Genomic DNA, 9,634 nt, shown 5'->3' with positions numbered 1-9,634 from the left:
CCGCCCGTCACGGGTCAACCTGCTCAACTGGGACGGTCGCGGCGAACCCAGCGGGATCTTCCCGGAGCGGAGCGCGGATCGATGAAGCTCCTTCGCAGCAAGCGGGACCCGACCCTCGAGCATCGACTCGTATGGCAGGCGGCCGCACTGCTGCTCGCGTATCCGGACGACCGACAGGGCGAACGGTTGACCACCGTCGAGGAGATGCTGACCCACCTTCGCGACGAGACCGCAAACCTGCTCGGCGCCACCGTCACCGCGCTCCGCGCAGCGGATCCGATGCAGGCGCAGATCGACTACGTCGACACCTTCGACATGCGGCGCCGCACCACGATGTACCTCACGTACTGGACCGCCGGGGACACGCGAAACCGCGGCAACCACATGCTGGCGTTCGCGAACACCTACCGCGAAGCCGGCGTGCACCCACCGAAACACGAGGCGCCCGACTACCTGCCGGTGGTGCTCGAGTTCGCCGCGACCGTCGACGCCGAGGCGGGGCGGCGTCTGCTCGCCGAACACCGGGCGCCGATCGACCTGCTGCGCGAGGCTTTAGAGGAGTCGGCATCGCCGTACGCACACGCCGTGGCCGCGGTCTGCCAGACCCTTCCGCCCCGCACCGAGCAGGACGCGCAACGGGCCCAGCGGCTGGCGGCCGCCGGACCGCCAACCGAAACCGTTGGCTTGCAACCGTTCACGCTGACCGTACCGCCGCGACGCGCGCAAGGAGTATGACATGTCGGGCTGGGAGATCTTCTGGGACGTGATCCCCTACGTGACGTTGGCCGTCGTTGCGGTCGGGATCTGGTGGCGGTACCGCTACGACAAGTTCGGGTGGACCACGCGGTCGTCGCAGCTGTACGAATCGCGTCTGTTGCGCATCGGCAGCCCGATGTTCCACTTCGGCATCCTGGTGGTGATCGTGGGGCACATCATCGGGTTGGTCATCCCCGAATCATGGACCGATGCAATGGGACTCAGCGACCACGCCTATCACGTGCAGGCGCTGGTCCTCGGGGGGATCGCCGGTGTCACAACGCTGTGCGGCATCGCGTTGTTGGTCTTCCGCCGTCGCACCACGGGCCCGGTCTTCCTCGCCACCACCGCCAATGACAAGGTGATGTACCTGGTGCTGGTGCTCGCCATCGTGGCCGGGCTCTCGTGCACGCTGATCGGTGCGACGCCCGTCGGCGCCGAGCACGACTACCGCCTGACGGTGGCGCCCTGGTTCCGGTCCATCTGGGTCCTGCAGCCGCGCGGCGACCTGATGGCACAGGCGCCGTTGTGGTTTCACATCCACGTGATGATCGCGTTGGTGCTGTTCTGCCTGTGGCCGTTCACTCGATTGGTGCACGTCTTCAGCGCACCCATCGGCTATCTGTTCCGGCCCTACATCGTCTATCGCAGCCGAGACGTCGTCGACCAGGGCGAGCTGGTCGGTTCACGCCCGCACCGCCGCGGCTGGTGATCAGCGGGTCAACCCGAGACGCTGTGCACCAGGACGCAACACCGGCCTTGGCTCGGGCTCAGCTCCGCGCGCGCGCCCGGCGTCGCACTGCCGTCGAGCACGCCCTCGACCAGCTGAAGGTTCAGTCCGCAGACAACCTCCAGATGGTCCTTCGCCACCGAGTGAAACGGGCAGTTGCGCAGCGTGACACAGCCGTCAGCGTCCGCTTGGGGTAGATATCCGCAGTCGCGCAGCGCCGTCACCACATCACCGCCGGCGTCGACCGCGGCCTGGCGCCCCGTCTCGCGGGCGGCAGTGTTCAGTGCCGACCGCACCGTCCCCGCGGCGTCCTGTTCGATCGAGGTGACCAGCAGCCGGGCGAGCAGAAGGTAGTCGCGCGGCGGCACGCTGACGACGATCTCCTCCGCGCTTCGGGTGTAGAGCTTGGCCGGACGTCCAGCGCCGGGCCCGCCGCGACCGGCGGGGCGCTGATAGCTGACGGCCAGCAGCCCCGCCTCGGCGAGTTTGTCGAGGTGATACGCGGCGAGGGTGCGGCCGATGCCCGCGGCCGCGGCGGCCGCTTCCCGCGAGACCGGCTCGTCCCGCTCGACGACGAACTCGTGCAGTCGACGGCGGATCGGATCATCCAAGCTGGTCAGGGCCGTCAACGACGAGGGATCGGCGAACTGCGAAGCCACCGCGCAATTCTATCACTAAAGACTCTTGACAAAATGCGCGGGCGGGTGTGGTCTAAAAGACATAGAAGTTGATTCTAGAAGGGACGGCGTCATGACCACTTCGAACACCCCCGTACACGACCACTCGACGAGCCCGCTGCTGCGCGCTCGCACCGATCCCGTCTACGGCGCTTACCTGATCCTGCGGATCGGATTCACGGTGCTGCCGATCGTGATGGGTCTGGACAAGTTCACCAATGTGCTGACCGACTGGGAGGGCTACCTCGCGCCGTGGATCGTCGACCTCAGCCCGTTCACCGCGCACCAGACGATGTTGATCGTCGGCGTGATCGAAATCGTGGCCGGCATCGCGGTCGCGCTCAAACCGCGATACGCCGCGTATGTCGTCGCCCTCTGGCTCGCGGGCATCATCGTCAACCTGCTGACCTATTCCGGGTTCTACGACATCGCCCTGCGCGATTTCGGTCTGCTGTTGGGCGCGTTGACGCTGGGCCGGCTGGCCGCGGTGTACGACGCACCATTGCACACCCGCGCCTCACGATGAGCTAGGCGCCGACCGCCGCCGACGAGAAGAACGCCCGATCGTCGCGGCGGAAGGTGCGCGTCTCGCCGGTGACGGAGATCGTGGCACGGGCTCGGATGTCCGCCGAGCTCGTGCCCACGCTCAACTCCACCGGACCCGGCTCCATGACCAGATCACCCGAGATGCCGGTGTAGGCAAGAACACTCATCGGCAGCGTGAAGGTGATCGACATGGACGCACCTGGGTCCAGCTCGACGCGGGCAAACCCGACGAGCTGCTGCGCGGGCAGCGTGACGCCGACGGCGGTGTCGGCGGCGTACAACTGCAGGACCTCGGACCCGTGGCGCCGTCCGGAATTGGTGACGACGACGGACGCCGTCACCGTGCCGCCCGCGTCGACCGTGTCGCTCGCGAGCTCCAGCGGGCCATACGCGAACGTGGTGTAGCTCAGGCCGTGACCGAAGGCGAACAGCGGCGTGGCCGCCATGTCGAGATAGCCGCTGTGCGGGTCGGCGTCGGTGCGCCGGTAACCACTGCCGGTCTTCTGGCCGTGATGAATCGGCACCTGCCCGACATGCCGCGGCATCGTGAGTGGAAGCCTCCCAGCGGGATTCGTGATCCCGAAGATCGCGTCAACGACGGCGGTCGCCTGATACGGGCCGGCGTAATAGGCGGTCAGCACCGCGGGCAAATGGTCGATGACGACGCCGAGCGCGTACGGCCTACCCATCGAGAGGACCGTGACGGTCGGCTTGCCCACCGCACTCACCGCCTCGATCAACTCCACTTGCTGAGCGGGCAGTGCGATGTCGGCGGTGTCCGACCCCTCCCCCTCGGTACGCGCCCCCGACCACGACGACCGTCCTCCGACCGCCAGGATCACGGCATCGGCGTCCCGGGCCGCCGCGACGGCGGCGGCGATGTCGACCGGTTCGGCCGGCGTCACACCCGTGCCGGCGACGGCGTCCACCTCCGCACCGGGCAACAGCCGCCGAACGGCGTCTGCCAGCGACACAGCCGCGTAGTTGGACTCGATGTAGGCGCGCCGGTCGGTCGCGAACACCGGTCCGAGCTCGCCCGCGATCGCCATGAGCGCTTCCTGGGGCACGTCACCCCCGAGTTCGATTCCCGCCATGGCCATTTCGCCACCGGTGGCCCGAGCTTCGAACATCTTCATCGCATCGGCGAAAGAGTAGGTCGAGAACCCCGCTGCCACGTCGTCGGCGTGCGGACCGATGACGGCGATCCGCCGGAGGTCTCGGCGCAGCGGCAGGAGGTCGCCGTCGTTCTTGAGCAGCGTCACCGCACGCGCGGCGATGCGCGCCGACAGATCGGCACCCTCGCCTGCGACCGCTTCGATGACGATCGGGTCCTCGGGAACATAGGGGTCGTCGAAGAGGCCGAGCGCGAACTTCTGGCACAGCACCCGTAGCACCGACCGGTCGAGCACCGACTCGGAGATCCTGCCTTTGCGCACGGCGGCGGCCAACACCTCGCCGTAGCCGAAGACTTCCGGCAGCTCGACATCCATGCCCGCCGTCGCCGCCAGAACACCGGCGTCCTCGGGGGTTTCGGCGACCCGCTGCCGCGTCCGCAGGAATTGAATCGCCACATAGTCGGATACGGTCGTCCCGGTGAAGCCCAGTTGGTCGCGGAGCAGCGTCGTCAACACCGTGTGCGAAGCGGAGACAGGGACGCCGTCGAGTTCGCTGTAGCTGGGCATCACACTCGCCAGCCCCGCCAACCGGATCGCGGCCTCGAACGGCCGCGCGAAGACGTCGCGGAGTTCGCGGGGCCCGACCGCGGTCGCCGCCATGTTCTGACCGCCCTCGGTCACCGCGTAGCCGATGAAGTGCTTACCGGTGGCCGACACGCCCTGCGCCAGATCGTCGGACTGCAGACCGCGCGTGTACGCGACGCTCATCGCGCTGGTGAGATAGGCGTCCTCACCGAATGTCTCGCCGACCCTGCCCCAACGGGCGTCGCGGGCGATGTCCATCACCGGACCCAGCGCCTGGCGCAGCCCAACCGCCCGCAATTGGCGGCGAACGAGGTCCGTCATCTCCTCGACCGCCGCGGTGTCCCACGTTGCGGCCATCGCGATCGGGGTCGGGAACGCCGTGAAGCCCGGCGCGACCACACCGCTCATCGCTTCGTTGTGGAAGATCGCGGGTATCTTGAGCCGGGTCTCGGTCATCAGGTGGCGCTGAATCGCGTTGACCGCCGTCGCCAGAGCGACGGGAGCCTTGTGGCCGATCATCCCGAGAGCGCAGACGTGTCCGATCCCGCTCCCGAGGAGCGCGTCGAGCTTGTCGCGGTTGGTTCCCTCGGGAGTGAAGAGCGCCAGCGGAAACACCGAAGACAGCTGCATCACCTTCTCGTCGACCGTCATCTGGCGCAACAGGTCTTGCGCCCGGGCCGTGGGATCTGCCGTCACAGTGCTGATTCACTTCTCCAATCGGCTCGCACGTCTGACTCCCCGCAGCGCCGCAAACGGGACGATGAAGTACACCGCGATCACCAGGTAGCCGAAAACCGCGATGATCGGGAAGAACAGCCCAGCCGCAAGGAACACGGCATATCCGGCCAGCCCCGGGGTGAGCCGCTTGGTGATGAGGCTGACATCCGCAGCGGATACTCCGGTCCGAATCAAGCTCTGCCACACCGCATACCGCCACATCAGCGATACCACTGCCGACACCAGCAGCAGGTTGATGCCGTAGACGGTCACCGCCACCCGTTGAGCATCGCTGCCGCCGATGTAGTCGCCCAACAGCCGAGTGGGGAACGGGAGGAATGAAACGAGCAGCAGTAACAGCAGGTTCAGTCGGATGAGCGCGGGTGTGGCCCGATCGAGGAATTCGGTGATCACGGTGTGTTCGAGCCACACCGCGCCGATCGTCGAAAAGCTCACCAGGTAGGTCAGGTACGACGGCCACTGAAGTATTACGGCGCCCAGCAGGTCACCCTCCGAGCCGTCGGGTACACCGATCTCGAGCACCAACAGCGTGATCGCGATAGCGAACACACCATCGCTGAACGCTTCCATTCGGGTCGTCCGGTATCCGGAGGGCCGAGCAGCTTCGGCCCGTTCAGCCGCCACAGTGGATCAGTATCCCTCTGCCGACGTGCCGACGGAGCGGTTCCGCTACACCGTGGCAGGGGCTTTGGTCCTCGAATCCTCAGGCCTTCGGCCCACGACGAGCACCAACCGCGATTCCTACACTGCGGTCATGACCTACGTGATCAGCAGTGCGTGTGTGGACGTGATGCACAAGTCGTGTGTGCCGGAGTGCCCGGTGGACTGCATCTACGAGGGTGCGAGATCGATGTACATCAATCCCGACGAGTGCGTGGACTGTGGGGCATGCAAACTGGCGTGCGAAGAAGACGCGATCTACTTCGAAACCGACCTGCCCGACGACGAGCAACGCCATCTCGCCGACAACGCAGCGTTCTTCGCCGAGATCCTGCCCGGCCGCAACGCTCCCCTCGGTACACCCGGCGGTGCCGCCAAACTCGGCCGCGTCGGTGTCGACACGCCGCTGGTCTCCGCGATGTCACCGCGGTGAAGTAGGGACCTAGGCCTCTAGCCCCGCTGTCCTCGATGATGGATAGTGGAGACCGACTTGCTGCAAGGAGGTTGACCGGGATGCCCAGAGGACAGAGCCTAGAAGAGCTCAATCGCAGGCGTTGTCTCGATCTCCTGCAACGGGTACGGGTGGGCCGGCTGGTGTTCACAGACGAGGGAGTGCCCGCGGTGCATCCGGTGAACTTTCGGCTCTGGCGCGACGACGTCGTGGTCAGGGTCGCTGAGGGTCCGAAGTTGATCGCGGCCACGAGCAATCAGCTCGTCGCGTTCGAGGCCGACGAGTTGGATCCCGACCTGCGGACCGGATGGAGCGTGGTCGTCGTCGGACGTGCCGAGGAGCTCACCGATGTCCAAGATCTTGTCGAGGTCTCGGGCACGTTCGTGCAGCCGTGGGTCGAAGGGCGCCGAGACCACTTCGTTCGTATCCGCTCGGAGAAGATCACCGGTCGGCAGTTCCAGGAGCGGGGGGTTCCGCGGTACCACGCGGTCAGCCAGGATGGGGTCCCGAAGTAGGCCTGACCCCCCCAACGGGGTCGGCAGCCTTGACGACGTGGAGAAGAAGCCTCCAAGCGACGCTCGCCGGCAATCGCTGCTGGACCGAATGTTGGTGCTACTCACAGTGGGTGCGCTCTCGGTCGGCGGCATCCTGTGGCTGCTTGGGAAACGAGAGCCAGCCGACATCTGCTGGATTCTGGCCACCCTGGTCGCGGTACTGCCCGCGGTGCTTTGGGTGATCTCGGGGTTGCGACAGGGCCGCCTCGGTGTCGACGTGATCGCGGTCCTCTCCCTCGCGGGCACCCTCGTCGTCGGCGAATACCTCGCCGGTGCGCTGATCGCGGTGATGCTCACCGGCGGGCACGCCCTCGAAGCCACCGCCGAGCGTCGCGCCTCCCATGACCTACGCGCGCTGCTCGAACATGCCCCACGGTTCGCCCGCCGCCGGGTCGGGGCGGAGGTCCGGGTCATCCCGATTGCCGACGTCGCGGTCGGTGACCTACTGGTGGTGGGTTCCGGTGAAACCGTGCCGGTAGACGGACGCATCGCCGACTCGGTGGCGGTGTTGGACGAATCGGTCCTCACCGGCGAAGCCATGCAGGTGGAACACCGGTCCGGTGAAACGGTCCGCAGCGGTGTGGTGAACGCGGGCAGTTCTTTTGAACTCCGCGCCACCGCCACCGCGAGGGACAGCACCTACGCAGGCATCGTGCGCCTGGCCGAAGACGCGCGAGCCGAAAGCGCGCCGATCGTCCGGTTGGCCGACCGGTACGCCGCGTGGTTCCTGCCCTTGACGCTCCTCGTCGCAGGTGCAGCCTGGCTGGCTTCTGGGTCAGCGGTGCGGGCAGTCGCCGTCCTGGTGGTGGCCACGCCGTGTCCACTGCTGCTCGCTGCGCCCGTCGCTATCGTCTCCGGTCTCTCGCGCGCTTCCCGCCACGGGGTGGTGATCCGCAGCGGCGGCGCGCTCGAGGCGCTGGGGAGCGCAACCACCCTGGTCATGGACAAGACGGGCACATTGACGATGGGCCGGCCCGGGGTTGTTGGCGTGCTGACCGGCCCCGGGCAAGACGCCGCCGAGGTCCTTCGGCTAGCGGCGTCGGTGGACCAGATGTCACCGCATGTGCTGGCCGAGGCGATCGTCACCGAGGCGCTGACCCGCGGGCTGAAGCCGTCGCTCCCGTGCGACGTGACCGAGCAGGCCGGACGCGGCGTCACGGGCACCGTCGACGGTCACCGCATCGAAGTGGGAAAATTCGCCGGCGACATAGACGACGTCGATTGGGCACGGGCAGCAGTGAATCGGGCGAGCCTGGATTCGTCGGCCATCGCCTGGGTGCGCGTCGACGGGGACACGGTCGGTGCGGTGTTGCTGCGAGATCCGTTGCGACGGCACGCCCCTCGCACAGTGCGCCGCCTGCGATCCGCTGGCCTGAACAGACTGGTCATGCTGACCGGCGACCGAGCGGAACCCGCACGCGAAGTCGCCACCGTGCTCGGCCTGGACGAGGTGTACGCCCAGCAGACCCCGGCCGACAAGGTCGCCGCCGTGGAAGACGAAAAGCGACGCGACGTGACCGTAATGGTCGGGGACGGCGTCAACGACGCGCCTGCACTCGCGGCGGCGACGGTGGGTGTCGCAATGGGCGCGCGCGGTGCGACCGCGTCCTCGGAAGCGGCCGACATCGTTTTGACCACCGACCGCCTGGACCGCCTGGCCGACGCCATGGACATCGCCAGATGGTCACGCCGAATCGCCGTGCAGAGCGCCGTGGCCGGGATGACACTGTCGTTGGCGGCCATGGTGATTGCCGCCCTCGGCTGGTTGCCTCCCGTCGCGGGCGCGCTGCTGCAGGAGGGCATCGATGTAGCCGTCATCCTCAACGCGCTCCGCGCACTGCGCGGAAACCCCGCCCTCGAGGTCGAGTTGTCCGCCGACACCGAGAACATGCTCCGGCAGTTCTCCGCCGAGCACGACGAACTCCGCGATACCGTCGATCTTCTTCGCGAGGCGGCCGACCGATTGGCCACGGGCGCGGATGCGGTGGCGCTGGAGTCGGTGAGCCGCGCGAACACCTTCCTCGTGAACCGGATTCTGCCGCACGAACAGGCCGAGGAGTCGCACCTCTATCCGGCGCTCGCCCGTCCGCTCGGGAGCGGGGAGGCCACGGCCACCATGAGCAGGACGCATGCCGAGATTCGCCGACTGTCCGATCGGATCGCCGCCCACATCGAACTCGCCAGGGCGAGCGGCGGCATACAACCCGATCAACGCGACGACCTCCTCGCGTGCCTGTACGGACTCCACGCGGTTCTGCGGCTGCACTTCCTTCAGGAGGAGGAGAACTACTTCACTCTTGCCGAGGACGACCCGCCGTCGGGTTAGCCGATGAAAGTGGCGAGGCGCCGGTAGCGCGTCAGCCCCTTCCACTCGTGTGCCCCCTCGCCGACAGCTCACGCCGTTGCGCCGGATCGAAAGGGCCACATGCCACTTCGACCGAAGTTGTTGACCATCGGCCCTACTCATCGACGTCTCAGGCGCGGATTGTGGACACAAGTCGCACAACGGCGACTAAGCGAGGTGAAAACAAGATGACTGAGCAATCCGATTCAGCAACCAACGCAACCCCGATCGTCGCGACCGGGCACCGTCCGGTGAACCAGATCCTGGCCTGGGCCGGCGTCGCCGCCGCTGTCGTCTTCATCCTTGCGGTGGTCTTCTTCTCCGGATTCGTCATCGGCCGCGGCATCGACGGCGGCGATCATCAGCGGCATTGGGAGCAAATGCACGGCAACGGCATGATGGCCCCGGGCATGATGAGCCCCGGCATGATGACCCCCGGCATGACACCGCCTCGCAGGCCAGCGCCGGGCAACTGAGC

9 protein-coding genes and 1 pseudogene are annotated in these 9,634 nt (G+C 67.1%); 7 read left to right on the top strand and 3 right to left on the bottom strand.

What is annotated here, in order from left to right; translation table 11 throughout:
• Window positions 1–81 precede the first annotated feature (81 nt).
• Together narJ and narI are read left to right on the top strand one after the other, a co-directional pair.
• Window positions 82–735, top strand: coding sequence for a nitrate reductase molybdenum cofactor assembly chaperone (gene narJ / locus A5698_RS00835; RefSeq protein WP_068292062.1), 654 nt, complete (start codon window positions 82–84; stop codon window positions 733–735).
• Window positions 734–1,468, top strand: a pseudogene (narI, locus tag A5698_RS00830) (respiratory nitrate reductase subunit gamma); the annotation flags it as partial. The gene narJ and the pseudogene narI, both read left to right, overlap by 2 nt.
• Window positions 1,469–1,476: 8 nt before the next feature.
• Here the strand turns inward: narI and A5698_RS00825 are convergent.
• Window positions 1,477–2,145 (bottom strand): helix-turn-helix transcriptional regulator, encoded by a 669-nt coding sequence (locus A5698_RS00825; RefSeq protein ID WP_068292057.1) that lies wholly within the window; start codon window positions 2,143–2,145, stop codon window positions 1,477–1,479.
• 91 nt (window positions 2,146–2,236) lie between these two features.
• Between A5698_RS00825 and A5698_RS00820 the strand changes: the two genes are divergently transcribed.
• A complete protein-coding gene (locus A5698_RS00820; RefSeq protein WP_068292050.1) occupies window positions 2,237–2,689 on the top strand; it encodes a DoxX family protein in 453 nt (150 codons plus the stop codon).
• A gap of 1 nt (window position 2,690) precedes the next feature.
• Here the strand turns inward: A5698_RS00820 and A5698_RS00815 are convergent, their stop codons facing one another.
• A complete protein-coding gene (locus A5698_RS00815) occupies window positions 2,691–5,105 on the bottom strand; it encodes a glycoside hydrolase family 3 N-terminal domain-containing protein (RefSeq protein ID WP_197506586.1) in 2,415 nt (804 codons plus the stop codon).
• 9 nt (window positions 5,106–5,114) lie between these two features.
• Window positions 5,115–5,771, bottom strand: a complete 657-nt coding sequence (locus A5698_RS00810) for a TMEM175 family protein (RefSeq protein WP_156670559.1) — start codon at window positions 5,769–5,771, stop codon at window positions 5,115–5,117.
• A 130-nt stretch (window positions 5,772–5,901) separates the two neighbouring features.
• Between A5698_RS00810 and fdxA the strand changes: the two genes are divergently transcribed.
• The 4 genes from fdxA to A5698_RS00790 all read left to right on the top strand — a co-directional run bounded on the left by fdxA (window position 5,902) and on the right by A5698_RS00790 (window position 9,632).
• A complete protein-coding gene (gene fdxA / locus A5698_RS00805; RefSeq protein WP_068292085.1) occupies window positions 5,902–6,240 on the top strand; it encodes a ferredoxin in 339 nt (112 codons plus the stop codon).
• 80 nt (window positions 6,241–6,320) lie between these two features.
• Entirely contained in the window at window positions 6,321–6,773 is a 453-nt protein-coding gene (locus tag A5698_RS00800) for a pyridoxamine 5'-phosphate oxidase family protein (RefSeq protein WP_067089335.1), read from the top strand.
• A gap of 88 nt (window positions 6,774–6,861) precedes the next feature.
• Window positions 6,862–9,138 (top strand): heavy metal translocating P-type ATPase, encoded by a 2,277-nt coding sequence (locus A5698_RS00795; protein ID WP_067089338.1) that lies wholly within the window; start codon window positions 6,862–6,864, stop codon window positions 9,136–9,138.
• A gap of 206 nt (window positions 9,139–9,344) precedes the next feature.
• Entirely contained in the window at window positions 9,345–9,632 is a 288-nt protein-coding gene (locus tag A5698_RS00790; protein ID WP_068292042.1) for a hypothetical protein, read from the top strand.
• Window positions 9,633–9,634 lie beyond the last annotated feature (2 nt).

Origin of the sequence: Mycobacterium sp. E136, from assembly GCF_001666865.1 — a bacterium.
Classification (GTDB): domain Bacteria; phylum Actinomycetota; class Actinomycetes; order Mycobacteriales; family Mycobacteriaceae; genus Mycobacterium.
Note: the sequence above shows the minus strand (reverse complement) of the source record. Positions and strands in the feature narration are given on the sequence as shown.

What these genes read in the sequence shown, in the direction of transcription:
- narJ (WP_068292062.1), top strand. Translation starts at nt 82, where the DNA reads ATGAAGCTCCTTCGCAGCAAGCGGGACCCGACCCTCGAGCATCGACTC.
- A5698_RS00820 (WP_068292050.1), top strand. Translation starts at nt 2,237, where the DNA reads ATGACCACTTCGAACACCCCCGTACACGACCACTCGACGAGCCCGCTG.
- fdxA (WP_068292085.1), top strand. Translation starts at nt 5,902, where the DNA reads ATGACCTACGTGATCAGCAGTGCGTGTGTGGACGTGATGCACAAGTCG.
- A5698_RS00800 (WP_067089335.1), top strand. Translation starts at nt 6,321, where the DNA reads ATGCCCAGAGGACAGAGCCTAGAAGAGCTCAATCGCAGGCGTTGTCTC.
- A5698_RS00795 (WP_067089338.1), top strand. Translation starts at nt 6,862, where the DNA reads ATGTTGGTGCTACTCACAGTGGGTGCGCTCTCGGTCGGCGGCATCCTG.
- A5698_RS00790 (WP_068292042.1), top strand. Translation starts at nt 9,345, where the DNA reads ATGACTGAGCAATCCGATTCAGCAACCAACGCAACCCCGATCGTCGCG.